31 protein-coding genes are annotated in these 23,750 nt (G+C 58.2%); 12 read left to right on the plus strand and 19 right to left on the minus strand.

The features are described 5' to 3' along the window. Nucleotides 1–95: 95 nt before the first annotated feature. Entirely contained in the window at nucleotides 96–956 is an 861-nt protein-coding gene (locus MUU53_RS09950) for a DUF1003 domain-containing protein (protein ID WP_377307201.1), read from the plus strand. 3 nt (nucleotides 957–959) lie between these two features. Here the strand turns inward: MUU53_RS09950 and MUU53_RS09955 are convergent, their stop codons facing one another. The 3 genes from MUU53_RS09955 to MUU53_RS09965 all read right to left on the minus strand — a co-directional run bounded on the left by MUU53_RS09955 (nucleotide 960) and on the right by MUU53_RS09965 (nucleotide 3,027). Beyond that, a complete protein-coding gene (locus MUU53_RS09955) occupies nucleotides 960–2,021 on the minus strand; it encodes a zinc-binding metallopeptidase family protein (RefSeq protein WP_247260770.1) in 1,062 nt (353 codons plus the stop codon). 97 nt (nucleotides 2,022–2,118) lie between these two features. After that, nucleotides 2,119–2,310, minus strand: a complete 192-nt coding sequence (locus MUU53_RS09960; RefSeq protein WP_062553002.1) for a CsbD family protein — start codon at nucleotides 2,308–2,310, stop codon at nucleotides 2,119–2,121. A gap of 108 nt (nucleotides 2,311–2,418) precedes the next feature. Beyond that, nucleotides 2,419–3,027, minus strand: coding sequence for a YqgE/AlgH family protein (locus MUU53_RS09965; protein ID WP_165132488.1), 609 nt, complete (start codon nucleotides 3,025–3,027; stop codon nucleotides 2,419–2,421). 167 nt (nucleotides 3,028–3,194) lie between these two features. Between MUU53_RS09965 and MUU53_RS09970 the strand changes: the two genes are divergently transcribed. From MUU53_RS09970 to MUU53_RS09990, 6 genes are all read left to right on the plus strand, one after another. Further along, on the plus strand, nucleotides 3,195–4,034 hold the full coding sequence (locus tag MUU53_RS09970; protein ID WP_247260771.1) for a protein-disulfide reductase DsbD domain-containing protein: 840 nt from the start codon (nucleotides 3,195–3,197) through the stop codon (nucleotides 4,032–4,034). Between the two features lie 52 nt (nucleotides 4,035–4,086). Next, nucleotides 4,087–4,572 (plus strand): peroxiredoxin, encoded by a 486-nt coding sequence (locus MUU53_RS09975; RefSeq protein WP_062553005.1) that lies wholly within the window; start codon nucleotides 4,087–4,089, stop codon nucleotides 4,570–4,572. 150 nt (nucleotides 4,573–4,722) lie between these two features. Beyond that, the gene (locus MUU53_RS23210) at nucleotides 4,723–4,845 is read left to right on the plus strand and encodes a hypothetical protein (protein WP_281435073.1); all 123 of its coding nucleotides are present in this window, start codon (nucleotides 4,723–4,725) and stop codon (nucleotides 4,843–4,845) included. Continuing rightward, a complete protein-coding gene (locus MUU53_RS09980) occupies nucleotides 4,842–5,582 on the plus strand; it encodes a metal ABC transporter ATP-binding protein (protein WP_247260772.1) in 741 nt (246 codons plus the stop codon). The genes MUU53_RS23210 and MUU53_RS09980 overlap by 4 nt, the downstream gene beginning before the upstream one ends. After that, on the plus strand, nucleotides 5,579–6,451 hold the full coding sequence (locus tag MUU53_RS09985; RefSeq protein ID WP_247260773.1) for a metal ABC transporter permease: 873 nt from the start codon (nucleotides 5,579–5,581) through the stop codon (nucleotides 6,449–6,451). The genes MUU53_RS09980 and MUU53_RS09985 overlap by 4 nt, the downstream gene beginning before the upstream one ends. 16 nt (nucleotides 6,452–6,467) lie before the next feature. Further along, nucleotides 6,468–7,364, plus strand: coding sequence for a metal ABC transporter substrate-binding protein (locus MUU53_RS09990; RefSeq protein ID WP_062553008.1), 897 nt, complete (start codon nucleotides 6,468–6,470; stop codon nucleotides 7,362–7,364). Nucleotides 7,365–7,460: 96 nt separating this feature from the next. Here MUU53_RS09990 and MUU53_RS09995 read toward each other — a convergent pair whose 3' ends face one another. The 14 genes from MUU53_RS09995 to coxB all read right to left on the minus strand — a co-directional run bounded on the left by MUU53_RS09995 (nucleotide 7,461) and on the right by coxB (nucleotide 17,786). Next, a complete protein-coding gene (locus MUU53_RS09995; RefSeq protein ID WP_247260774.1) occupies nucleotides 7,461–7,769 on the minus strand; it encodes a Dabb family protein in 309 nt (102 codons plus the stop codon). A gap of 46 nt (nucleotides 7,770–7,815) precedes the next feature. Next, nucleotides 7,816–8,256: a ribonuclease HI gene (rnhA, locus tag MUU53_RS10000; protein ID WP_137135484.1), complete on the minus strand. Its 441-nt coding sequence runs from the start codon at nucleotides 8,254–8,256 to the stop codon at nucleotides 7,816–7,818. Next, on the minus strand, nucleotides 8,253–9,224 hold the full coding sequence (locus tag MUU53_RS10005; protein WP_247260775.1) for a homoserine kinase: 972 nt from the start codon (nucleotides 9,222–9,224) through the stop codon (nucleotides 8,253–8,255). Before MUU53_RS10005 ends, rnhA begins: the two co-directional genes overlap by 4 nt. A 104-nt stretch (nucleotides 9,225–9,328) precedes the next feature. Next, on the minus strand, nucleotides 9,329–9,793 hold the full coding sequence (locus tag MUU53_RS10010; protein ID WP_281435075.1) for a VanZ family protein: 465 nt from the start codon (nucleotides 9,791–9,793) through the stop codon (nucleotides 9,329–9,331). Beyond that, nucleotides 9,786–10,790, minus strand: a complete 1,005-nt coding sequence (ispH, locus tag MUU53_RS10015; protein WP_247260776.1) for a 4-hydroxy-3-methylbut-2-enyl diphosphate reductase — start codon at nucleotides 10,788–10,790, stop codon at nucleotides 9,786–9,788. Before ispH ends, MUU53_RS10010 begins: the two co-directional genes overlap by 8 nt. 8 nt (nucleotides 10,791–10,798) lie before the next feature. Continuing rightward, nucleotides 10,799–11,164: a DUF1304 domain-containing protein gene (locus tag MUU53_RS10020; protein ID WP_247260777.1), complete on the minus strand. Its 366-nt coding sequence runs from the start codon at nucleotides 11,162–11,164 to the stop codon at nucleotides 10,799–10,801. Between the two features lie 73 nt (nucleotides 11,165–11,237). Next, nucleotides 11,238–11,951: an SURF1 family protein gene (locus MUU53_RS10025; RefSeq protein ID WP_247260856.1), complete on the minus strand. Its 714-nt coding sequence runs from the start codon at nucleotides 11,949–11,951 to the stop codon at nucleotides 11,238–11,240. A 25-nt stretch (nucleotides 11,952–11,976) separates the two neighbouring features. After that, nucleotides 11,977–12,357, minus strand: a complete 381-nt coding sequence (locus tag MUU53_RS10030; RefSeq protein WP_247260778.1) for a DUF983 domain-containing protein — start codon at nucleotides 12,355–12,357, stop codon at nucleotides 11,977–11,979. 121 nt (nucleotides 12,358–12,478) lie between these two features. Next, the gene (locus MUU53_RS10035; RefSeq protein ID WP_247260779.1) at nucleotides 12,479–13,354 is read right to left on the minus strand and encodes a cytochrome c oxidase subunit 3; all 876 of its coding nucleotides are present in this window, start codon (nucleotides 13,352–13,354) and stop codon (nucleotides 12,479–12,481) included. A 56-nt stretch (nucleotides 13,355–13,410) separates the two neighbouring features. Then, nucleotides 13,411–14,016: a cytochrome c oxidase assembly protein gene (locus MUU53_RS10040; RefSeq protein ID WP_247260780.1), complete on the minus strand. Its 606-nt coding sequence runs from the start codon at nucleotides 14,014–14,016 to the stop codon at nucleotides 13,411–13,413. A 26-nt stretch (nucleotides 14,017–14,042) separates the two neighbouring features. Beyond that, complete coding sequence (locus tag MUU53_RS23215) at nucleotides 14,043–14,177, minus strand: hypothetical protein (RefSeq protein WP_281435076.1); 135 nt, start codon at nucleotides 14,175–14,177, stop codon at nucleotides 14,043–14,045. After that, nucleotides 14,177–15,133, minus strand: a complete 957-nt coding sequence (locus tag MUU53_RS10045) for a heme o synthase (RefSeq protein WP_247260781.1) — start codon at nucleotides 15,131–15,133, stop codon at nucleotides 14,177–14,179. Before MUU53_RS10045 ends, MUU53_RS23215 begins: the two co-directional genes overlap by 1 nt. A gap of 63 nt (nucleotides 15,134–15,196) precedes the next feature. After that, a complete protein-coding gene (gene ctaD / locus MUU53_RS10050; protein WP_247260782.1) occupies nucleotides 15,197–16,888 on the minus strand; it encodes a cytochrome c oxidase subunit I in 1,692 nt (563 codons plus the stop codon). A 13-nt stretch (nucleotides 16,889–16,901) separates the two neighbouring features. Beyond that, nucleotides 16,902–17,786 (minus strand): cytochrome c oxidase subunit II, encoded by an 885-nt coding sequence (gene coxB / locus MUU53_RS10055; RefSeq protein WP_247260783.1) that lies wholly within the window; start codon nucleotides 17,784–17,786, stop codon nucleotides 16,902–16,904. 295 nt (nucleotides 17,787–18,081) lie between these two features. On the opposite strand from coxB, the gene MUU53_RS10060 reads away from it, so the two are divergent. The 4 genes from MUU53_RS10060 (at nucleotide 18,082) to MUU53_RS10075 (ending at nucleotide 21,415) form a co-directional block, all read left to right on the plus strand. Beyond that, nucleotides 18,082–18,738: an invasion associated locus B family protein gene (locus MUU53_RS10060; protein WP_247260784.1), complete on the plus strand. Its 657-nt coding sequence runs from the start codon at nucleotides 18,082–18,084 to the stop codon at nucleotides 18,736–18,738. A gap of 96 nt (nucleotides 18,739–18,834) precedes the next feature. Then, nucleotides 18,835–20,250 carry a metalloprotease TldD gene (gene tldD / locus MUU53_RS10065; RefSeq protein ID WP_247260785.1) on the plus strand — a complete coding sequence of 472 codons (1,416 nt, stop codon included), beginning with the start codon at nucleotides 18,835–18,837 and terminating at the stop codon, nucleotides 20,248–20,250. Nucleotides 20,251–20,257: 7 nt separating this feature from the next. After that, nucleotides 20,258–20,686: a bleomycin resistance protein gene (locus MUU53_RS10070; protein WP_247260786.1), complete on the plus strand. Its 429-nt coding sequence runs from the start codon at nucleotides 20,258–20,260 to the stop codon at nucleotides 20,684–20,686. A gap of 33 nt (nucleotides 20,687–20,719) precedes the next feature. After that, nucleotides 20,720–21,415: an HAD family hydrolase gene (locus MUU53_RS10075; protein ID WP_247260787.1), complete on the plus strand. Its 696-nt coding sequence runs from the start codon at nucleotides 20,720–20,722 to the stop codon at nucleotides 21,413–21,415. 12 nt (nucleotides 21,416–21,427) lie between these two features. Here the strand turns inward: MUU53_RS10075 and MUU53_RS10080 are convergent, their stop codons facing one another. Next, complete coding sequence (locus tag MUU53_RS10080; RefSeq protein WP_247260788.1) at nucleotides 21,428–21,739, minus strand: pyrophosphohydrolase domain-containing protein; 312 nt, start codon at nucleotides 21,737–21,739, stop codon at nucleotides 21,428–21,430. Nucleotides 21,740–22,027: 288 nt separating this feature from the next. On the opposite strand from MUU53_RS10080, the gene MUU53_RS10085 reads away from it, so the two are divergent. After that, nucleotides 22,028–23,086, plus strand: a complete 1,059-nt coding sequence (locus MUU53_RS10085; RefSeq protein ID WP_247260789.1) for a polysaccharide deacetylase family protein — start codon at nucleotides 22,028–22,030, stop codon at nucleotides 23,084–23,086. Between the two features lie 6 nt (nucleotides 23,087–23,092). On the opposite strand, the gene pdxH is transcribed toward MUU53_RS10085, so the two are convergent. Further along, the gene (gene pdxH, locus MUU53_RS10090; RefSeq protein ID WP_247260790.1) at nucleotides 23,093–23,707 is read right to left on the minus strand and encodes a pyridoxamine 5'-phosphate oxidase; all 615 of its coding nucleotides are present in this window, start codon (nucleotides 23,705–23,707) and stop codon (nucleotides 23,093–23,095) included. Nucleotides 23,708–23,750: the final 43 nt, after the last annotated feature.

A 23,750-nucleotide genomic window follows, 5' to 3' on the forward strand; every position in this document is an offset into this window, starting at 1 on the left:
TTGAGGTGATATGAGGCCCGTGCGATGATCGCTCGCCTGCCTTTCTTATCACCTCCATCACAATGAGGCTGCCTATGGCCGAAACGGATGCTTCCATGACCTCCTACGACGAGGACATGCCGACTGCCGCCACCATGGAAACCGACCCCGATACGGGCGTGGTGACGATAAAGCGCAAGCTGATCCGCGATGCCGTCACCGGCCAGCAGCTGAAACGTCGCGATGCGGTCAACATCGAGAACATGCGCCCGGCTCTGGTGGATTTCATCCGGCAGGATCATCCGGACATTCCCAATCGCGGTTTCTTGAGCCGCAAGCTGATCGAAAAATATCGCAGCCGCTTCATCTCGGAACTGCTGCGGGAGGAGCGCGGTGAACTTTCCGTCCTGGAGAACGAGGTTATCGAAAGTCTCGAAAGTCACGATACGCTGGCTGAAAACATTGAGGACGACTATGAGGAAAAGCGCTCGCTGGGTGACCGCGTTGCCGATGGCGTGGCAAGTTTTGGCGGAAGCTGGACCTTCATCATCTCCTTCTGCGCCTTTCTGGCCGTCTGGATGATGATCAACCTCATTCTCGGTGCGAACGATGCCTTCGACGCCTATCCGTTCATTTTGCTCAATCTGGTGCTCTCCACCATCGCAGCACTTCAGGCGCCGGTGATCATGATGAGCCAGCGGCGGCAGGAGCAGAAGGACCGGTTGCGGGCGCTGAACGATTACAAGGTGAACCTGAAGGCCGAACTGGAAATTCGCCACCTGCATGAAAAGGTGGATCATCTCCTCAACCGGCAATGGGAACGCCTGACCGAGATCCAGCAGATCCAGATCGAGATGATGCGCGATCAGGCCAAGAAGACAGAGCGCGCGCTGAAGGCGGTAAAAAGTGCCAAGCCTATCCAGAAAAAGACAAAGGCTCCGGTCGCCATACCGGAGCCTTCAGATGGATCGCAATAGGGATCAGTGTTTTCCGTGTACCAGGCCGTGGATGAATTCCAGCTTGGCCACGACCGTGGGCGTCAGGATGAAGGGATAGAGATCCGGCACGCCCATGGAACGGTGAATGCTGTTAAGCGCCACGGAAAAGGGAATCCACACTTCGACCAGCTGTGCCGCATCGCGCGCCTTGTAGGGATTGAACGCAATCTCTGAGGCAAGATCCTCATGGCCGTGCGGTTCGATGGCAATGCCGAAGGACCGTGCCGTTTCCAGCGTATCCACGATGTGGAGATAATGCGCGAAGCTTTCGGCAAAATCCTCCCAGGGGTGCGTGCTGGCATAGGTGCTGATGAAGCTCTCCTGCCAGTTTGGCGGCGGGCCTTGTTCGTAGTTGCGGCGCAGGGCTTCGCTGTAGTCCTCGGTCTCATCGCCGAAGGCAAGACGGAAAGGCCCTATTCGGTCGCGATCGCGCACGAGTTTGTCCCAGATGTAATGGCCAGTCTCGTGGCGGAAGTGACCGAGCATGGTGCGATAGGGCTCGTTCATGGAAACACGAACCAGCTCACGCGTAGCATCATCGGCTTCCGCAGCACGAATTGCAATCAAGCCATCCTCATGACCTGTCATGGCCGGAACGACTGTGCCGTCCGGCTGCACTTCATCGACCAGAAAATCGAAGACCAGGCCGCCTTCCGGGTCTTCCTCACGGGTCGTGCGGGGAAGGTCCCACTTCAACATCGAATAGAACAAATGCCGTTGTGCCTGGCTGATCGTGCGCCATTGCCGCAAGCCCTCCTCGGTCGAGGCATCCGGCACCAGACGATTGTGGCGGCACGCGACGCAGAATGTTTCTGTACCCTCTGCGGGCATCGTCCAGTTGCAGATGTCATTCACTTCGTTCGTGCAGAGGCGCACCTTGTGGTCAGGCCGCGCAATCAGGCGCCAGACACCATCGCCCTCATCTTCCAAAGCATGCATGGCCATGCGCTCCGGCACGAATGCGAGCCGGTGGCCGCAGTTTACACAAACCCTGTTGTCGAAATGGATCGACTGACCGCAATGATCGCACTCGAAAAGGCGCATCTTTGTTTTTCCAATGAGGTGATGAGGTAGTCTCATAGTAAAAACCTGCTCCGAGGGGACGCGGAACAGGCTTTTACATATTTAATTCAGAAAAGTATCAGGCGCGGTCTACGACGTTCTTGACCGCATCCTTTGCTTCACCCTTGGCAACCTGGGTCTTGCCCTTGGCTTCCTGGGCAGCGCCCTTGGCTTCAAGCGAGCGGTTATCGGTCATGTCGCCGACAGCCTGCTTTGTCTTGCCAGCCATTTCGTTAGCCTTGCCGGAAATCTTGTCGCTCATGCTACCCATGGTGCTTTCTCCTTGATTGGCCTGATCTTTTTCTTCATCAGGCTTCGGTCGGATAACTTACCTTGGTCAAGTTTGTTCCGGATTATTTTAAAATCGTTGTTCTATACTTCAGGCGTGTCCGGCGTTGGGAGACAGAAGCTCGGGGCTGACACCCATCGTCGCAAGCGCCCGCTCATATTTGGCATCAAGAGAGCGGTCGAAGATGAGGCTGTCGGTCGCCGGGCAATTGAGCCAGACATTATTGCCGATCTCCGCTTCCAATTGACCTGGACCCCAGCCGGCATAGCCAAGCAGCATCGTCGCCTTCTGCGGGCCGCGGCCATCATAGATGGCGCGCACGATATCCAGCGTCGCGGTGAGCGAGATATCCTCGCTGACAGGAATGGTGCTTTCACTGACATAGTCATCGGAATGAAGCACGAAGCCCCGCCCGGATTCCACCGGACCGCCACTCAGCACCGGAAAGTCCCGTGTGGATGTGGGAAGCATGATTGCATCACTGGCTTCGATGATCTTGACATGCTGCAAAAGCTCCGTGAAGGACACCGCCTGCGCGCGGTTGATAATGAAGCCCATGGCACCCGCCGAGGAATGGGCGCAGATGTAGACCACCGTGCGGGTGAAATTTCCATCTGCCAGGCACGGCATGGCAATCAGGAACTGACCGTCCAGAAAGCCGCGCTCCCGCTTGTCCTTGATGTGCGAAATCATTGCCATGATGCCTCCAGTGTTCGGTTAAACCGGCCCTCGGGGCGGGCGGCGGATGTTTTATTAACACCCTCTCCACCAAGATGGGGCAGGCTGCGCTATCAATCAACCGAAAATGAAGAGCCTTGTGACGTTGTGACTGGCAAGGCATCAAGTGCTCGACTAAATCTCCGATCATGGCTTCAATACTGAAAACCGGTCTGCGGTTCCAAACTCTCTGTCTCGGCCTGCTTGCCACGCTCGCAAGCTTGCTTACGCCTGCCCATGCCGAGATGTCGGACTGGGCGGTGAACGATGGCGGGCGCATGCGCATTGTGGCCTTGCCACCGGAGCCCGACGGGACGGTGCGCGGCGCCTTGCAGATCGAACCGCGTCACGGCTGGATTACCTACTGGAAGCAACCGGGACAGGCGGGCATTCCACCCCAGCTTTCGCTGGCGCCGGACAGCGGCCTGACCCTGACCGACATGAAGTTTCCGGTGCCCAAGCAGTTCGTGGACGGCGACATCCGCGATCTTGGTTACGACCATCCCGTGACACTGCCGTTTACGGTCAAGATCACCGATGCGAGCCGTCCGGCGGTCTTCAAGGCTTCCGCGTTCATCGGTCTCTGCCGCAATATCTGCGTTCCGTTCCAGGCGGAGTTTCAGGTCAACCTGCTCTCCAAGAAACTTCCGCTCGAAGAAAACCTGATCCTTGATGAAGCCACACGCCATCTGCCGGAAGTACCCTCACCCGATTTTGCGGTGGCAGAATCAAAACTGGGTTCCGATCACAAGAAGCTCAAGCTTTCACTGAAGCTGCCCGAGGGATCGCCCCGCCCTGATATCGTGGTGGTGGGACCGGACGGCCACGTACTGCTCGATCAGGAACATGCCAAAACCTCCGGCGGCATCTATTCTGTGGATATGCCGCTTGGCAAACTGGCCAACAAGCCAATGCAAACCGGACAGGACTGGAGCCTTCTGGTGATTGCAGGCAACAGAGCCATGGAGACCCCGCTTGCCATCGAATAGGCGGGCTCTATAGTGCGGCGCATTCCTATCAACCGCACGAAGGACAAAAGCTATGACGATTGCTGAAGGCGATACCCTGCCGCAGGCCAAGTTCAAGGAAAAGACCGCTGACGGCCCGATCGAGGTCACGACAGACGAGTTGTTCAAGGGCAAGAAGGTCGTCCTTTTCGCGGTTCCGGGCGCCTTTACCCCCACCTGCTCGCTCAACCATCTGCCGGGCTATCTTGAAAATCGCGATGCGCTGCTGGAGCGTGGCGTGGATGAGATCGCGGTCGTTGCCGTCAACGATTTCTTCGTGATGGGTGCCTGGGCTGAAAAGACCGGCGGCACCGGCAAGATCCGCTTCCTGTCGGATTGGGATGCCAGCTTTACCAAGGCCATCGGCCTTGAGCTGGATGCATCCGGCGCCGGCCTCGGCATTCGTTCCAAGCGCTATTCCATGCTGGTGGAAGACGGCGTTGTGAAGTCGCTCAACATCGAGGAATCACCCGGTCAGGCAACCGTGTCTGGCGCTGCGGCGATGCTGGAACGCCTGTAATCTCACTATTCTGCGCTGAGGAGCGGCCTCCACCCGGAGGCCGCTTTTTTTATTGCGATCACGTCACCCATTTCGCCATGCACACCTTGCCCTTATTCTGCCATTTTTGTTATAACATAACCGTAATGTCATAACATTCATGAGGCGCGGATGCGCAACTCCCTGTTTTTCATCGATCTCCTCCAGCGCTCCGCGCTTGTTCGTCTACTCGGCGTCGGTGTCGTGCTGGCCCTCCTGTGGCTGGCAATCCACTGGGCGATTTCGCTGCCATGAGGACGCCCGCCGTTTCGCTTTCGAACCTTACGGTCACCTACGACCGGCATCCGGCGGTTCATCATGTGAACGGTCAGATTGCTGAAGGCAGCCTGACTGCCATTGCGGGGCCGAATGGAGCGGGCAAATCCACGCTTCTGAAGGCGATCATTGGCGAGTTACGGCCCGCCGAGGGACGGATTGAGCATGGTTTGCGTCGTACGGAAATCGGCTATCTGCCGCAGGCCGCAGAGATAAACCGTCGTTTTCCCATTTCTGTTCTGGATACGGTTCTGCTGGGTACCTGGAAGAATACCGGCGCCTTTGGCGGCGTGAGCGGCAAGGATCGAGCGGATGCGATGCACGCCTTGCAGGCCGTCGGTCTTCAGGGTTTTGAGCGCCGCTCCATTGGCTCGCTTTCAGCGGGGCAGTTTCAGCGCGTGCTGTTTGCCCGCCTGCTGGTGCAGGATGCAAAGGTCATTCTGCTGGATGAGCCGTTCACCGCCATTGATGCACGCACCACCCGCGATCTTCTGGAGATCGTGCGGAACTGGCATGGCGAGGGCCGCACAGTGGTGGCCGTGCTTCATGATTTCGAGCAGGTGCGGCAGCATTTTCCTGAAACGCTGCTGATTGCCCGTGAACTGATCGCCTGGGGGCCGACGATCGAGGTGATGTCTGTCGCCAATCTTTCCCGCGCACGTGCCATGGCCGAACGTTGGGATGAGAACGCCGCCGTCTGCGAGGACGCCGCATGACCGCCTATGACATCTTCATCGCGCCGATGATGGATTACGGCTTCATGCGCAGGGCCTTGGTGGCATGCCTGTGTCTGGCGCTGGGATCCGGCCCGATCGGCGTCTTCCTCATGATGCGCCGCATGAGCCTGATGGGCGATGCCTTAAGCCACGCCGTGCTGCCGGGAGCAGCCATCGGCTATCTCGTCGCCGGCTCCCTATCGCTGACGGCCATGGGGCTCGGCGGATTGATTGCCGGGCTTTCCGTCGCTGTTCTTGCGGGCATCGTCAGCCGTTTCACAAACCTCGCGGAAGATGCGAGCTTTGCCAGTTTCTACCTCACGTCACTGGCGCTGGGCGTGCTGATCGTTTCCTTGCGCGGCTCCAACATCGATCTTCTGCATGTGCTGTTCGGCACCATTCTCGCGATCGACGAAGAGGCTCTGATCCAGATCGGCCTGATCACCTCGCTGACACTGCTCGTGATCGCAGCGATCTATCGCCCGCTGGTCGCTGAATGCTTCGACCCCGGCTTTCTGAAAGCGGTCGGTGGGCGCGGCCCACTCTATCACTACATCTTCCTGTTGATGGTGGTGCTGAACCTCGTCGCCAGCTTCCAGGCGCTCGGCACGCTGATGGCGGTGGGCCTGATGATGTTGCCCGCCGCAACGGCCCAACTCTGGGCGCGCACCCTGTCCACCATGCTTCTCATCGCCTTCGGCTCGGCGCTGGTTTCAGGATATGTGGGCCTGATCGCCTCCTATCATCTGGAACTGGCATCCGGCCCGACCATCATCATGACGGCGGCCTGTCTTTACGGCTGCTCCATTCTCGTTGCGCCCTCCGGCATCATGCGGCGCTTCTTTCCCCTCCCTCACCTCAAAGGCTAACCCAGGAGCATTGTCCATGTCTTCCCGCCTGCTGTTTCTCTCCGCTGCCATACCCGCCATCATGGCCTTCACCGCACCTGTCTCCGCTGCCGAACTAAAGGCCGTTGCCAGTTTCACGGTTCTTGCCGACATCGTTCATCAGGTTGGCGGCGACAAGGTACAGGTTTCCACGCTTGTGGGTCCGGATGGCGACCCCCATGAATTCGAGCCGACACCTGCCAATGCCAAGGCGCTGAAGGCGGCGGATGTGGTGTTCGTCAGTGGCGAAGGGCTGGAAGGCTGGATGGACCGCCTGATTTCCGCATCGGGTTTCAAGGGCAAGCCGGTGGTCGCTTCGGAAGGCGTGAACACGCGCACCATGGACGAGGATGGCAAGACGGTGACCGATCCGCATGTCTGGAACAGCCCGGTCAATGTGAAAGTCTGGGTCGCCAATATCGAAAAGGCACTTTCCGCAGCCGATCCGGCAGATGCTGCAACCTTCAAGGCCAATGCGGAGGCCTACAGCAAGAAGCTGGACGAGTTGAACGCCTACGCCCATTCCAAGCTGGACAAGATCCCGCAGGAGCAGCGCAAGGTGCTGACCAGCCATGATGCGTTTGGCTATTTCGGACGTGAGTACAAGGTCAGTTTCCTGGCGCCGCTGGGTGTTTCCACCGAAACGGAAGCCTCTGCCGCTGACGTGGCCAAGCTGATCGAGCAGATCAAGGCCGAAAAGGTGAAGACCTACTTCTTCGAAAACTCCAACGATCCGCGGCTGGTCAAGCAGGTGGCCAAGGCGACGGGCGCAAAGCCCGGCGGCGAGCTCTATGTCGAGTCTCTTTCCAAGCCGAAGGGGCCCGCCTCCACCTATGAGAAGATGTTCCGCTTTAATGTGGACCAGATGGCCGCTGCCATGGAGAAGGCAAGCTGACCGTCACACAGATCCGGCGGAACCTGCCTCCCCCTCACTTGGCAGGTCACCGGTTGAATGAGGGGGCTTGCCCAGTTCCCTCATTCTCTTATTTTTTCAAGTCTCGAAATCGAAAACCATCAGTCCGGCGAGACCGCCATCGCAAGCCGCCACAAGGCGATCACCGACCGCAACATGCTCCGGATGAACCAGATAGGCGTCACGTGCATCGGCGTTTTCAAACGTGACAACAAAGCCATCACGAAAACCGCCGTTCAGGCCTTCCGGCGAGACGTTCGGTCCATGCTGGATCTCAAGGATGCCCGGGATGCGTTCTTTCAAGGCCGCAAGCGCCTCGAAAAGCGCCGCCTTTTCCTCTGTTGGCAACGAGGCTTTGAGACGCAGAAATACACAGTGCAGGATCATGCCGTCCCCTCCCATTTATGGCTTTCTTGCGTTGATCCAGGCCGGTTCATCGCTTCTTGAAAGGCTCCATGCCGAGCCTTGCCAGTTCGTCCGCCCGTTCGTTTTCCGGGTGACCGGCATGGCCCTTCACCCAGTGCCATTTCACCTTGTGCCGCTGGTTGGCGACATCGAGTTCCTGCCAAAGCTCACCATTCTTGACCGGCTTCTTGTCCGCCGTCTTCCAGCCGTTCTTCTTCCAGCCGAAGATCCACTTGGAAATACCGTCCATCACATATTTGCTATCGGTATGAAGATCGACCTCGCATGGGGTCTTCAGCGCATTCAGCGCGCTGATCGCCGCCAGCAATTCCATGCGGTTATTGGTGGTTTCCGGCTCACCGCCGTAGAGTTCCTTTTCATTCTCCCCGTAGCGGAGAATGGCACCCCACCCCCCCGGCCCCGGATTTCCCGAACAGGCCCCATCGGTAAAGATCTGCACCTGTTTCATGCTGCAGGCTCCAGCCCATATTCGGATGCAGCATCGATCTTCCTGTGAAAACGAGATTTTCGTAAATATTCGATCGGATCTTTCTTGACCACCAAAGCGCCCTCCGGTGTCGTCAGCCAGTCGTAAAGCCGCGTCAGGAAGAAGCGTAGCGCCGAGCCCCGGCACAGAATTGGCAGAGCCGCAATTTCTTCCTGGCTCAGCGGACGAACGGACTGATAACCGGCGAGAAGCGCGCTGCCTTTGGCGAAATTATAGGCTCCATCCGGCTGGAAGCACCAGGCATTGAGGCAAATAGAGACGTCATAGGCCAAAAGATCATTGCAGGCGAAATAGAAATCAATCAGTCCCGACAGCCGATCGGACAGGAAGAAGACATTGTCCTGAAACAGATCAGCATGGATCACGCCCTGCGGTAGATCCTGCGGCCAGTGGCTGACCAGATAGTCCAACTCACCGCCGATTTCCTGCTGGAGGCCTGGAAGAACCTCATCGGCGCGTGGGGCGGCCTTGGCCCAGAGGTCCCGCCAGCCATTCACCGAAAGCGCATTGCGACGGGGAACCGAAAAATCGGCTGCTGCCAGATGCATCTGCGCAAGTGCTACGCCGACAGCATGACAATGATGGGCTTCCGGCTTACGCAGCCACATGCCTTCTAGGAAGGAAATGAGCGCCGCCGGGCGACCCGACAGTTGACCACAAATTTTGCCATCATGACGCGGCAGCGGCAGCGGGCAATTCAGGCCCTTCTGAGCAAGATGCTGCATCAGCCCGAGAAAGAACGGCAGATCGCCTGCATCAACACGCTTTTCGTACAGCGTCAGGATCAGTGGATCCTTGGTGGTATGCAGCAAGAAGTTGGAGTTCTCGACGCCCTCTGCAATCCCCTTGTAGGAGGTCAGTTCGCCCACATCGTATTCGCTGAGGAAGTTGCGAAGGTCGTTTTCGGTAATGTCAGTATAGACAGCCAAGAGCTCTGGTCCTGCTTTCGATCATGTGTTGAACATCAGATACACAGCAGGATGGCCCAATGGCTAGTGCCGCGGGCGCGTCAGGCACAGGAATTCTATCGGGCCTACTTCGGCCTTGATGGGCGATAGCGGTTGATCAGCCATCCGACAACCAGGCCAAGGGCCGCACCCGCTGCCTTGATAAGAGCGTCATGCACTTCCGGATGACGTGTCGGCTGCAGATATTGAAGCAGTTCAATGGCAAAGGCGGAGGCAATGATGCAGGCCGTCGAAATCAGGAAATAGCGCGGATAGGCCACGACGAAAAGGGAAGAGAGTAACGTAAATGCCAGCGCACGGTCTACATTCACCGGCAGAAAATCATGCGGACGCAGACCGATCGGCGAAACAGTTGCAAAAATAATGAAGGCAAGGGTCGACCACGCCAATATCTTGAAGAGCTTTTCCAACATGGTTCCGTGCTGGCTGATGTTGTATGAGCGTTTAGTGACGGAAACCTGTGGCCAAGTAAAGGCGGAAGATGCGACAACGTTAATCGCAAGACTTGCGCCAGATCGCAGCTCACCCATTCACCCAGGCCATATCCTCGCGGGTCAGCTCGATATCGCGAAGCTCGCGGTTGACCAGGAAATGTTCGTTTTCTTCCGTTGTGATCGCCAATTCGACACTGGCATCGAAACGCTCCCGGAAGGCTTCGATAATTTCGTCGACAATGACTTCCGGAGCCGAGGCACCGGCGGAAATGCCGAGCGTGCCTATCGTGCCGATGCTATCCCAATCAATTTCGGAGGCCCGCTGAACCAGCAGGGACCGCGTGGCCCCTGCCCGCAGAGCAACTTCCACCAGCCGCTTCGAATTGGATGAATTCGGAGCACCGACCACGATGAAAAGATCGCAACCGGGTGCGGCCTGCTTCACGGCTTCCTGCCGGTTGGTGGTGGCATAGCAGATGCTGTCTGCGGAGGGTGCCGTCAGATTTGGAAAACGCTCCTGCAGTTTCGCGATAACGCCCGCCGTATCATCCACCGACAGCGTTGTCTGCGTCACATAGCCCAGATTATCCGGGTCCGATGGCTGGTAAAGTTCGGCATCCTCCACGGTCTCGATAAGTGACACTGTGCCTTCCGGCAGTTGCCCCATCGTGCCGATGACTTCAGGATGACCCGCATGGCCGATCAGTACGACGTGACGGCCAAGCCTCTGGTGGCGCATGGCCTGCTTGTGCACCTTAGACACCAGCGGACAGGTGGCATCCAGATAAAAGAGACTGCGCGATTGCGCATCTTCCGGCACGGATTTCGGCACGCCATGGGCGGAAAAGACCACGGGCTGATCCCGATGTTCCGCCGGGATCTCGTTCAGTTCCTCGACGAAAATCGCGCCCTTTGCCTCAAGCCCTTCGACCACATAGCGATTATGGACGATTTCATGGCGCACATAGACCGGGGCGCCATACCGCTTGAGGGCCAGAACCACGATCTGGATTGCCCGATCCACCCCGGCGCAGAAGCCGCGCGGGCCGCACAGGCGGATCGTTAGCGGGGGACGGGAAACCTGCATGTTCATCGATAAACCTAGCCAGCAACCAGCACAAAAATCAGGGCAATGGCCGCCGGAAGCGCCTGAATGACGAAGATCTTCCGGGAGGCCGTTGCCCCACCATATAGGCCAGCGACCAGCACACAGCCAATGAAAAATAGCTTGAGCTGATAGGCAACGCCAGCATCGGGATGGACAAGCGCCCAGATGAGCCCTGCGGCCAGGAAGCCGTTATAGAGACCCTGGTTAGCCGCCATGACCTTTGTTGCTTCTGCCCGCTCGGGCGTCAGGCCAAAGGCCTTTCGTCCCCTGGGCTTGGTCCAGAGAAACATTTCGAGCACAAGAATGTAGATGTGCTCAAGCGCAACCAGCGCAACCAGAATACTTGCAATAACAGACATTCAAAAATCCCCCTCTTAAAACAATGATATGCAACACCGCGATTGCCATTCACCGGCCAGTCGGCTCATCCTTTCAACGACGGAACACCATGGCAAGCGAGACCCCGACAAGCGCCGCGGCAAGGCCGTACCAGGTAACCGCATATTGCAGATGGTTGTTCGGCAACTCGAACTGCGTGACGCCCGCTTTCGGCCAGCCGCCCGGGGGCTGCACGGCATCATCCGCATCGACGAAGAAGGGCACCACGTTTACCGGATCAAGGTTCGTGGACCGCACCATGGCCGTCCAGTCCTTCCAGTAGAAGATGTTCTTCTGCAGATCGTTATCCGGCACAAGCGAGGATGGCTTCCCCTCCAATCGGTTGCGGAGGTAACCGGTCAATGCGACCGTCCCATTCACCTCTCCCGCCTGCCGCTTGTCCGCCTGCTTCAGATCATAGGGCACGAACCCCCGGTTGACGAAGAGCTCCCGCCCGTCGGCCAGTCGCAGCGGCGTGTAGACATAAAAGCCCGTGCGGCCAGCATCCGTGGCAAAGAAATGCCGCTCCTTGGTGTGATCGAAGACACCTTCGACACGCACGCGCAGATATTCCTGATCCCGCCCGGTTTTCAGCGCCGTCTCGGCGTCGACCAGTTCGACCGGCGCCGCCTGACGGCGGGCCTCCATTTGCGCCAGCAACTGCTCTTTCCAGTGAAGGCGCTGGACCTGCCAGGTGCCGAGCGACAACAGGATGGTGAGCGCGGCCAGAACCAGCGCGACCGAGACGAGCTTGCGAAAAGGCGACATGCGGTGCGGCGGCGAAGGGGACTGATCAGCCACGGTCTATGCTGCCTTCATGAGCACTGTGCTTGTATTGCAGGGCGATCAACAGGCCTTTCAGCAGCCTGAGCGACCCGAGGCAGATGACGATGGAGAACGGTGCCGTCACGATTAAATGCAGCCAGATGGACGGGTGAAAGGTGAATTCGAACCAAAGCGCAAAGCCGACCACCACGAATCCGACGAGCAGCATCACGAAAACCGCCGGACCATCGCCAGCATCCGCAAAAGAATAATCGAGGTCGCAATTGCCGCAGGCAGGCCGCACCTTCAACAGGCCATCGAACAGCTTGCCTTGACCACAGCGCGGGCAGGAACCGGACAAGCCAGCGCGGATAGCATCCTGCTGCGGGTAATGGGCTTCATCCTGCATGGTCGAATCTATCCGGTCCTAGTGTCCTTGCTGGTATCGACGTTACCCGCAGCCAAGGTATCTGTCCAAATGGAAAAGGGCGACCATGGCCGCCCTTCAGATTTTTAGTATCGTCGATCGCTCAATGAGCCAGCGGCGCGCCCCAACCACCCCAGATATAGATGGTGAAGAAGAGGAACAACCAGACCACGTCAACGAAATGCCAATACCAGGCAGCGGCTTCGAATCCGAAATGCTTCTGCGGCGTAAAGCCACCGTTGACGGCGCGCAGCAGGCAAACGATGAGGAAGATCGTGCCGATCAGGACGTGGAAGCCGTGGAAGCCCGTCGCCATGAAGAAGGTTGCGCCGTAGATCGAGTTCTTGAAGGCGAACGGAGCTTCAGCATATTCGTAGGCCTGCACGAAGGAGAACAGAACGCCTAGCACCACGGTCAGCAGCAAGCCGTTGATCAGGCCCTTGCGGTCATTGTGAAGCAGGGCATGGTGTGCCCAGGTAACGCAGGTGCCGGACAGAAGCAGGATGACCGTGTTGTAGAGCGGCAGATGCCAGGGGTCCAGCACTTCGATGCCCTTCGGAGGCCACTGGCCGCCGGTTGCGAGAACGCGGCTCGCCTGGATCGCTTCGTTGGCATAGAGGCTGGCATCGAAGAAGGCCCAGAACCACGCCACGAAGAACATGACTTCCGAGGCGATGAACATGATCATGCCATAGCGCAAATGCAGCGAAACAACACGCGTATGGTGGCCTTCGCGGCCTTCCTTGATCGTATCAGCCCACCAGCCGATCATCGTGTAGATGACGATGGCCAGACCGATGAAGAATAGCCACGGCGTGGCAAGGTTCAGGCCGAACATCTTGAATTCGCTACCATGCAGGTAGCGCATGAAGCCCACACCGCCGAAGGTGAGAACGAAAGCACCGATGGAGGCAAGCAACGGCCACGGGCTTGGATCAATGATGTGGTAATCGTGCTTTTTCTGATGTGCGTCTGCCATGTCGAAGTCCCCGGTCTTTCTCCTCAAGCCCCCGCGCCAGGCGGAGGAGCCCTCTCTTACAGTTTACGGCCCGTCTCGCCCGTCTTATCCTGCAAACCTGCAACCGGCTTGGCCCCCTGGCTTGGATAGAACGTGTAGGACAGCGTAATAGTTCTGATATTCTTGGTTTCTTCTGCCTTGGTGATCTCGGGATCAACGAAAAACACCACCGGCATTTCCAGCGTTTCGCCCGGCTTCAGGGTTGTTTCCGTGAAGCAGAAGCACTGGACCTTGTTGAAATAGGCACCTGCCTCCATAGGCGTGACATTGAACACAGCCGTCCCGGTTACCGGTGTCGGCGATTTGTTCGTTGCCTTGTAGGTGATATGCACCGTTTCGCCGATCTTCGGCTCAACGGAATTCTGGACGGGCTTGAACTCCCAGTTCAGCCCGGACGACGTATTCGCGTCGAAGGTAACCTTGACCGTCTGATCGAGAACAGTATCGGAAAACTGCTCGACCCGCTGGGTGGTGCCGTTATAGCCGGTCACCTGACAGAACAGGCGGTACAGGGGGACTGAGGCGTAGGCAGCGCCCACCATGCCGGCGACAAACACGACGCAGCCGACGAGGATCGAACTGTTGTTCACCCGGCGCTGCGCTGGCTTTGCGGCTTCAGTCATGTCGTATCCTCCTCCCTGCATTCGTCTCAGCCCATATGGCCGATCTTGATCAGCGTCACGATATAGAAGATGACTACGAGCGCACCGAGCACCACGCCCAGCGCGATGTTGCGACCACGCCGGGATTTCTGCTGCTTTTCATTGAGCTTGATCGTATCCATCAGAGCAATCCTCCCATGGGACCGAAGATCGCGGCTGCAAAATGCGAAGCCAGCAGACCGCAGAAGATGACGAAGAGATAGAGCACCGAATAGGCAAACATCCGCTTTGCCTGCACCATCTTTTCATCGCCATCCGGCATCTGCCACACAGAGATGGAACAGAAAACAAAGATGGCTCCAAGCACAGCGGCGAACACGCCATAGGCCCATCCGACCAGCCCGGTCAACGTCGGTGCGACGCCCACCAGAGCAGTCAGGACCGCATAGACGATCATCTGCAGCTTGGTGGACCGTTCGCCCGCAACATTCGGCATCATTGGGACGCCAACGGAGCCGTAATCGCGCATCTTGAACAGAGCGAGTGCCCAGAAGTGCGCGGGCGTCCAGAGGAAAATGATGAGGAACAGCAGGACGCTGTCGAGCGAAACGCCGCCGGTGACGCAGGCCCAGCCGATCATGGGCGGGAACGCACCGGATGCACCGCCGATGACGATGTTCTGCGGTGTCGAGCGCTTGAGCCACATCGTATAGACGACGGCATAGAAGAAAATGGTGAAGGCCAGCAGGCCTGCGGCGAACCAGTTGACCACAAGTCCAAGGATCGCGACCGAGAATGTGGACAGTGTCAGGCCAAAGGCGAGCGCTTCCTGCGGCAGGATGCGGCCATCGGGGATCGGACGGCGCGCCGTGCGGCTCATGACCGCATCGATATCGGCATCATACCACATGTTGAGAGCGCCAGATGCGCCCGCGCCAACGGCGATACACAGAATGGCAATGGCACCAATGAAGGGATTGATATGACCCGGAGCCAGCATAAGACCGGCAAAGGCCGTGAACACCACAAGCGACATCACGCGCGGCTTCAAGAGCTCGAAGAAATCGCGAGCGCCAGCTTCCGAAAGACGAACCTGATCGTCTCCTCCAAGGCCCGCGTGATGATCGACTGTGGTCATGTTCAAATCCTAACTCTACCGGAAGCGGCGCAGGGTTGCCGCGCCGCCTCTTGTTCATCGCGCTTACTTGATGCGCGGCAGTTCTTCCCACTGGTGGAACGGCGGCGGCGAAGACAGCTGCCATTCCAGCGTAGTTGCACCTTCGCCCCAAGGGTTGTCACCAGCGACACGCTTGCGGGCAAAGGCTTCCCAGATGCCGTAGAGGAACACCAGAACACCGACGAACGAGATATAGGAGCCGATGGACGATACGTAGTTCCAGCCAGCGAAAGCATCCGGATAGTCGATGTAGCGGCGCGGCATGCCCGCAAGACCCAGGAAGTGCTGCGGGAAGAACACGAGGTTCACGCCGACGAAAATGACCCAGAAATGCAGGTTGCCGATCGCTTCGGAATACATATAGCCGGTCATCTTCGGGAACCAGTAGTACCAGGCAGCGAAGATGGCGAAGACTGCGCCGAGCGACAGAACGTAGTGGAAGTGCGCGACCACGTAATAGGTGTCATGCAGAGAGCGGTCGAGACCGGCATTGGCCAGCTGAACGCCCGTGACACCACCGACCGTGAACAGGAAGATGAAGCCGATCGCCCAGATCATCGGTGTGCGGAAGGTCAGCGAACCGCCCCACATCGTTGCGATCCAGGAGAAGATCTTCACGCCCGTCGGAACGGCGATGACCATGGTTGCGAACACGAAGTAGCGCTGCGCATCGAGCGACAGGCCTACCGTGTACATGTGGTGCGCCCAGACGATGAAGCCGACGGCGCCGATGGCCACCATGGCATAGGCCATTCCGAGATAGCCGAAAACCGGCTTTCTGGAGAAGGTGGACACGATATGGCTGATGATGCCGAAGCCGGGCAGGATCAGGATGTAGACTTCCGGATGACCGAAGAACCAGAACAGGTGCTGGTAGAGGATCGGGTCACCGCCACCTTCCGGCGCGAAGAAGGTCGTGCCGAAATTGCGGTCCGTCAGAAGCATGGTGATGCCGCCCGCCAGAACCGGCAGGGAGAGAAGCAGCAGGAATGCCGTGACCAGAACGGACCAGGCAAACAGCGGCATCTTGTGCAGGGACATGCCCGGCGCACGCATGTTCAGGATCGTGGTGATGAAGTTGATGGCACCGAGGATCGACGAGGCACCCGAAACGTGGAGTGCGAAGATCGCAAGATCGACCGCCGGACCGGGCTGACCGGATGTCGCGAGCGGCGGATACATGGTCCAGCCACCGCCGACGCCGAACGCGCCTGCCGGACCTTCCACGAACATGGACAGGACGAGCAGCAGGAAGGCCGGAACGATGAGCCAGAAGGAGATGTTGTTTAGACGCGGAAACGCCATGTCCGGAGCGCCGATCATGATCGGGATCATCCAATTGGCAAAGCCGCCAATGAGAGCGGGCATAACCATGAAGAAGATCATGATGAGCGCATGTGCGGTGGTGAACACATTGTACATGTGCTTGCCGCCGTCGATGGCAGCATCACCCTGGAAACCGTAGACCATGGATGCCAGACCGTGGAAGATCTGGATGCCAGGCTCCTGCAACTCCATGCGCATGGCGACCGACATGAGGCCACCGACGATGCCTGCCATGATCGCGAAGATCAGGTAGAGCGTGCCGATATCCTTGTGGTTGGTCGAGAAGAACCAGCGGGTAAAAAAGCCCGGCTTGTGATCGTGATGGTGATCATCATGGGCATGGGCGCCGTGCGCGGCATGCTGATGATCATGTGCGGAATGTCCAGCCATTCTCCCCACTCCCTTACTTGATTTCCGCGGAGGCCAGCTTCACGCCGGTCTTGGCATCGGTTGCAGCCATGAGCGCCTTGTTGGCGCCCTGCAGATCGCTGCCAGCTTTGGCCATCCAGGCCTTGTACTGCTCGTCCGAGACAACGCGGATGGCGATCGGCATGAAGGCGTGGTCCTTGCCGCAAAGCTCGGAGCACTGGCCGTAATACAGGCCTTCCTTCTCGGCGCGGAACCAGGTTTCGTTCAGACGGCCCGGGACGGCATCGATCTTGACGCCGAAGGCTGGCATAGCGAAGGCGTGGATAACGTCCGTCGGAGCAGCCGTCACCAGCATGCGCACGGTCTTGTTGACCGGCAGAACCAGCTCGTTATCGACAGCCAGAAGGCGCGGATAGACCTTCGGATCAACCTTACCCATTGCGGCGCGATCGGTTTCCTTCAGCATGTAGCTGTCAAACCCGACCGGATTTTCAGATCCCTGGTACTCATAGGACCAAAGCCACTGCGTTGCCGTTGCCTTTACCGTCACGTCCGGATTTTCGGGAATGGTGAGCTGCGCGTTCAAAAGGTTGAACGATGGAATGGCAAGGAAAAGGAGAATGACGACCGGACCGAGCGTCCAGGCCACTTCGATTGCGGTATTGTGGCTCGTCTTGGATGGCACCGGATTGACGCTGGCGCGGAACTTCATCACGACCCAGACGAGAAGCGCCAGCACGAACAGGGTGATCGGCACGATGAACCAGAGGCTGTAGTGCGAAAACCACCGGATTTCATGCATGATCGGCGATGCTGCCTGCTGAAGATCAAGCTGCCACGGCACAGGTTGATCCGCCCCTGCCCCCGAGGCAAAGAGCAGACAGATCGTCGCAGCCAAGGCTGCATAGGCTCTGTTCATCGATTTCTCTCCCCTTGCGTTTGATCTAGATCAGACCACAACGCAAATTCCCTAGCTATAGACCTCCGGTTCAACCACAGAATCACGCCTGCCGCAATATCCGTAAAGGGGGTTGCGGGCGCTTGTTCGTGCGGCATTTTTGCCCAGAATCAATTTTAACCACAAAAGAGCCCGGAATTGCTGGCTTCCGGTTCGCTCCCCATTTTCGCCGCAGTCGCTTGAAATTACGAGAGGGCTTTTCATTCCCGCTCCCCGGCGACAAGAATAGCGCGACTGATTCGTTTGAGAGGTTTTCATGAAATTCCCGACCCTGCGCGCCGCCACAATGGCCGCACTGTTGCCCTTGGCGCTTGCGGCGCAGCTCGTGGCAGAGCCCGTCCAGGCCCAGACGTCATCGGGAGACAAGCAACCTCGTCCCACGCAGTCGCAGTCTCCAGCGCCCGCGCAACCGGCGCCAGCTTCCCCATCTGCCGGTTCCGCGCCGAGAACCTCCCCTCCTCAGACCGGCTCGCCCGCAGCACCCGGCACCGTGCGCGAGAGTCATGGGGCCTGGTCGATCCTGTGCGACAAGCCCGCAGGTTCTTCCGTCGAACAATGTGCGATGATGCAGAACGTCATCGCCGATGATCGCCCGGAAGTCGGCCTGTCCGTCGTCGTGCTGAAGACCGTGGACCGCAAGGCCCGCATCCTGCGCATCCTCGCGCCGCTTGGCGTTCTTCTGAAGGACGGCATGGATCTCTTCGTCGATGGCAACAATATCGGTCGCGCCTATTTCACGCGCTGCTTCTCTGAAGGGTGCTACGTGGAAGTGGAAATCGACGACGAGTTGATGAAGATCCTCAGGGCTGGCAAGAACGCAGTCTTCGCGCTTCGGGAATCAGTTGATCAAGATCGCGTCGGCATTCCGATCGAGTTGTCCGGCTTTGCCCAGGGCTACGACGCCCTGCCTTGAACCATACTCGTTCCACTGACTTTTTCTTGCGCGTTCGCGAGTGTGCTCCTACATCGAAGTCCAGGCCGACCGTCTGGATCGGCGAAGGAGTGATTCATGACCACCGACCTTATCAATCTGTTCGATTGCGATGAAACGCGTCTGCGCGCCATGCTTTCCGAAGCCTTGAGTGGCGCGGATGATGGCGAGCTTTTCATCGAGCATGCGCAGGCAGAAGCGCTGACCTTCGATAACGGGCGGCTTAAGGGCGGTTCCTTCAATACGGATCAGGGTTTCGGCCTTCGGGCCGTGGCAGGCGAAGCAGTGGGTTACGCCCATGCTGGCGAACTCTCGGCCTCGGCATTGACGCGTGCCGCCGATGCGGTGAAGGCAGTGACGCGCGGCTATGCAGGTACCTATTCCGCGGCACCGCAACGTACCAACAAAAAGCTTTACGGCGACGAAAACCCGATCGGCTCTCCCACCTTCGAAGAGAAGGTGAAGCTTCTGACAGAGATCGACGCTTATCTGCGCAACAAGGATCCGAAGGTCCGGCAGGTGACCGCCTCGGTTGCGGCAAGCTGGCAGGTCGTCAATATTCTGCGCGCCGATGGTCATCTGGTCACGGATGTTCGCCCGATGACGCGCGTCAACATTTCGGTGGTTGTCGGCGAAGGCGATCGCCAGGAAAGCGGATCGTCCGGCAAAGGCGGTCGCATCGGTCTCACGGATTTTCTGCTGAACGGCAACTGGCAGCAGGGCGCCGATGAGGCGCTGCGGCAGGCCTTGACCAATCTGGAAGCGATCGACGCACCGGCTGGCACCATGGATGTCGTCCTGAGTTCCGGCTGGCCGGGTGTGATGCTGCACGAAGCTGTCGGCCACGGTCTGGAAGGCGATTTCAATCGCAAGAAGACCTCCGCTTTTGCCGGGCTTCTGGGCCAGATGGTAGCCGCACCCGGCGTGACCGTCGTGGACGATGGGACGATCGACAACCGTCGCGGTTCGATCACCGTCGACGACGAAGGCACGCCATCGGCCTACAATGTGCTGATCGAAAAGGGCAAGCTCGTCGGCTATATGCAGGACCGGCAGAATGCCCGGCTGATGGGCATGAACCCCACTGGCAATGGCCGCCGCCAGGGCTACGCCTACCAGCCCATGCCGCGCATGACCAACACCTACATGCTGGGTGGAGACAAGACGCCGGAAGAAATCATCGCCTCCGTCAAGAAGGGCATTTATGCCGTTTCCTTTGGCGGCGGACAGGTGGACATCACTTCCGGCAAGTTCGTGTTCGATTGCACGGAAGCCTATCTCATCGAGAACGGCAAGGTTGGTCCCGCCATCAAGGGCGCGATGCTGATCGGCAACGGACCGGATGCCATGCAGCGCGTTTCCATGGTCGGAAACGACACCAAATTGGATACCGGTATCGGCAATTGCGGCAAGGCAGGTCAATGGGTGCCAGTCGGCGTGGGCCAGCCGCATCTGCGCATGGATCAGGTCACTGTCGGCGGCACCAAGGCGTGAGAGAGTGATGAGCGAAAGCGCGCTGGTACCTGAACTGGCGGTTTTCGACTGGTCCGTCAGCCGCGACTTCTACGTTGAACTCATTGGCTTTGATGTTCTCTACGAACGGCCGGAGGAAGGTTTCAGCTTTCTGACATTCGGGACGGCACAACTGATGATCGACCAGATCGGTTTTGGTCGGACTTTTGGAAATGAAGGCGCGCCGCTCGAACGGCCTCTGGGACGCGGCATGAACCTGCAGATCCGGGTCAGCGCAATTCAGCCCATCCTAAATCGTCTGGCCAAATCGGACTATTCGTTGTATCTGGCCCCGGAAGAAAAATGGTATCGCCGCAACGATCAAGAGCTTGGACAGAAGCAATTCATCGTTGCCGATCCCGATGGCTATCTGCTTCGCCTGTTCGAAGAATCAGGAACAAGGCCGATCTCGCTCTGAACCAGACACACGCGACCAGGCAAAGTTGATCTTATGCATCTACCCCTCCCCCGCCCTCCGAAAGCCGTCATCTTTGATATGGACGGCCTGCTGCTCGATACCGAAGTGCTGTATCGCCAGTCGATCATTTCGGCTGCGGCCCATCACGACCTGCCGATTGGTCCCTCGATCTACGAAGGCATGCTGGGGCGACCGTGGATCAGTATCGCCGATCTGCTGCGCGAGCATTACGGCACGGACTTCGATGCAGATGGCTTCCGTCAAGTCTGGCTTGCCCATTTCGACCTCCTGACGGAAACCGAACTGCGCCTGAAGGCAGGCGTGAGCGAGCTTCTGGATGTGCTTGACGCGCTTGAACTTCCGCGCGCGGTTTGTACCTCGTCGGCGCATTTCCAGGTCGAACATCATCTGGGGACGCTGGGTATTTTGGATCGCTTCCATCATGTCATCGCACAGGGCGATTATCCGCGTGGGAAGCCGCATCCCGAACCCTATCTGGCGGCTGCCGCGCGCATCGGGGTCGATCCTGCCGACTGCCTGGCGCTTGAGGATTCCTACAATGGCATCCGAAGCGCGGCCAGTGCCGGGATGATGGCTGTCATGGTGCCTGATCTTTTGCAGCCGACCGATGATATCCGTGCGATCTGCACGCAGGTAGCGGAAAGCCTTGTGCATTGCTGTGCGTTCTTCGATCAGCATCCAGCGCGCCAGACTGTCCGGACGGCTTAACGCTGACTTTCTTCATGCGGGCTTTTGTGGCTTGAAGCGCCATTTGCGCTCTATGGCTGCTGACAGATCAAGCCCGTGGCGGTGAACCAGCAGGTAAACATGGCCAAGCACATCTGCTGCTTCATCCGCCAGATCAAGCCGGATTTCTTCAGGCGTGCGCCCTTTTGCTCGTCCGCGTCCGGTTGCCCTGTTATAAGCCTGCGTGAGCTCTCCAACCTCCTCATGCAGTTTCAGCATGAACCAATCATCATCCCGATGAAGACCATTGGCCTCAGCATAGGCGGCGGAAGCACGCTCAAACCGGGCGGCTAAATCATCCAGCATGTCGTTCCTCTTCTGTTCAGAAGAACATGTTGGCAGCATTTCGATTCTGCAAGTTGATTTTCTTTGATTGACAAAGGTTTGGCACCGTCTCAAGGGTCAAAATTCAATCAGGTTTCTGGCGTGGCGCCGATCGGTGCGGCAAATGTCATCAGCCTGCCGGTTCTCGACAGCATCCTCCGGTAGAAACCCCGCAATTCGTTTCAGTTTCAGACGGTGATTTTTAGAAGTACTTAACGGTTGACGCGCTAGCGTATCCGCGACAAAGGCGAGAACCGGATCAACAATCAGATGAGCGTATTGTTACAGGCCATTTGGCGCCGTAGCCTCAAGCGCGCAATGATTGCCGGCGGCCTGGAGGCGGCTTACGTGCTGGCAAACCTCGGTGTCCTTCGCAATGCGCGTGGGCATGGCGCCATCTTTACGCTGCATCATGTGCGGCCTCATGCACCGCGCATCGTAGAACCCAATGCCCATCTGGAGGTCACACCGGAATTTCTGGATCAGGCGCTGGGCCGATTGAAGGCGGAAAGCTACGACTTCATCCCGCTTTCAGAGGTTCCGGCCCGCCTTGCAAACCCGAGTGAGAGGCCCTTCGCCTGTTTCACGCTGGATGATGGCTATTGCAACAATGCCGACCATGCCCTGCCCGTCTTCGAGCGCCATGGTGCGCCGTTCACGATCTTCATCAACGAGGGGTTCGCGGATCGGACCCATACGATCTGGTGGGAAACAGTTGCTGCGCTGATCAACCAACAAGACGTCATCCAATTCGATTTCGGCGATGGCATGGAGGAGATCAAGCTCTCCTGCCCCAAGAGCAAGCTAAACTTATTCGATCGTTTTGTGCGTTTCGTACAGCACGACTGCGAGGCTCAGGCGGTCAAGCGTCTGGATGACGCGGCGCGCACCTACGGGATCGAGCCTCTGGCGATCACGGAAGCCCTCACCATGGACCAGGCGCGGTTACGCGAACTGGCCCGGAACCCATTAGCCGCGCTTGGTGCGCATACGGTCAGCCACCGCGCCTTGATGCGGCTTTCGGCGGAGGATGCAGCCCATGAAATGCGGCGCTCAGCCGACTGGCTTGAAGAGGTGACCGGCACGAGGCCCACAAGCTTGGCCTATCCCTATGGCACGAAAGCCGCGGTTTCAGACCGCGATCAGCATCTTGCCTGGGAGCTTGGTTTTTCGGTCGCGGTCACGACACAGCCAGGCACGCTGAACCGTGCCAGTCTTGAGCGGCTGACGGGGCTGCCACGTATTTCGCTCAACGGCTTCTATCAGGAGCCTCGTTATGTCGCGGCTCTCGCCTCTGGTATTCCCTTCGCAATTTCGCGCGCTGCCTGACGATCTTCAGGGATACATTCGTACCTTTTCCCAGCCATCATCCGCACGCCTGAACTCTACGCGATCATGCAGCCGGAACTGGCGATCATGCCAGAATTCGATAGAGGTCGGCTCTATACGGAAGCCCGACCAGTAGGGTGGGCGCGGTATTTCGCCGATTGCGAACTTGGCCGTATATTCCGCGACGGCCTTCTCCAGCGCAAACCGGCCCTCCAGCGGCCGTGACTGCTTCGACGCCCAGGCACCGATGCGACTGCCACGTGCGCGAGAGGCATAATAGGCATCCGCTTCTTCATCGGAAACGACCGTTACCGGACCGCGGACGCGCACCTGACGGCGCAGCGATTTCCAGTGAAAGCACATCGCGGCCTTTTTCTGACCCAGAATTTCCTGTCCCTTCTGGCTCTCGAAATTCGTATAGAAAACGAAACCTCTTTCATCCAGACCTTTCAGGAGGACCATGCGAACGTTTGGCAAACCATCCTGATCAACAGTGGCCAGGGCCACTGCGTTCGGATCATTGATCTCCGAGGCCTCGGCATCCTTCAGCCATTTGGCAAACAGTTCAAAGGGCTCGCTTTCCTGGGTGAAGTCACCGCTTGTTAACCGTTCTTCCGACATATTGACTAAAATGCTCCCGATCTGATCGAATGCAGCCCTAGAA

Source organism: Affinirhizobium lemnae (genome assembly GCF_022968395.1).
Classification (GTDB): domain Bacteria; phylum Pseudomonadota; class Alphaproteobacteria; order Rhizobiales; family Rhizobiaceae; genus Neorhizobium; species Neorhizobium lemnae.